Source organism: Thalassospira sp. UBA4513 (genome assembly GCF_002388495.1).
Classification (GTDB): domain Bacteria; phylum Pseudomonadota; class Alphaproteobacteria; order Rhodospirillales; family Thalassospiraceae; genus Thalassospira; species Thalassospira tepidiphila.
Genome location: NZ_DGMR01000031.1, coordinates 489 through 1,112 on the forward strand (window position 1 = coordinate 489; position 624 = coordinate 1,112).

The window sequence follows — 624 nt, forward strand, 5'->3', positions numbered from 1 at the left end:
TCTTCAAGCGGCACGTCATCATTGGGCCAGTGCAGAAGCAACAAATCAACATGGTCCAGATCAAGCTTGCGCAGGCTTTCAACCACGGAAGTCTGCAAATCACCGCTTTGGAATTTGTCGTACCAAACCTTGGTGGTCAGGAAGTAGTCATCGCGTGCAAGGCCGGAGTTTTTCAGGCCCTGACCAACGCCCTGTTCGTTGTGATACATCTGGGCGGTATCGAAATGGCGATAGCCGATCTTGGCGGCTTCGGCGATCATTTTCGCTGCTTCGTCGTTGTTGAGCTCGTACGTCCCAAAGCCAAGGGCCGGGATTTTAGTGTCCTGCCAGTTCCGGTAAATCATACTGGTGTACCCCCTTGTTTCGTTTGATTGTTGTGATTTTGGGTCTTCGCGGTGTCATGTGCAAATGACGATCCGGTGTCAGTTTGCCCGATTTGCGCCAGATTTAGTGCGCATGTCGCCGATCGCAACCTGTACATCAGGATGGTACAGGCTGTGCAATTGGCGAGAGTGTCGGGACTGCCACGTGTGCGGGTGGGGATTTTCAGGCAAAGAAAAAGGGCGACCAAATTAATGGGTCGCCCGAAGTTCAGGACTTAGAGTGAGGCTGTATCAAGCCAAG

Annotated in this window: 1 protein-coding gene; it reads right to left on the reverse strand. The window is 52.4% G+C overall.

All coding sequences use genetic code 11. The features are described 5' to 3' along the window. Nucleotides 1-344: aldo/keto reductase (locus tag B2T33_RS12185; RefSeq protein ID WP_286792111.1), on the reverse strand; the 344-nt coding region annotated here is incomplete at its 3' end. Between the last annotated feature and the right edge of the window lie 280 nt (nt 345-624).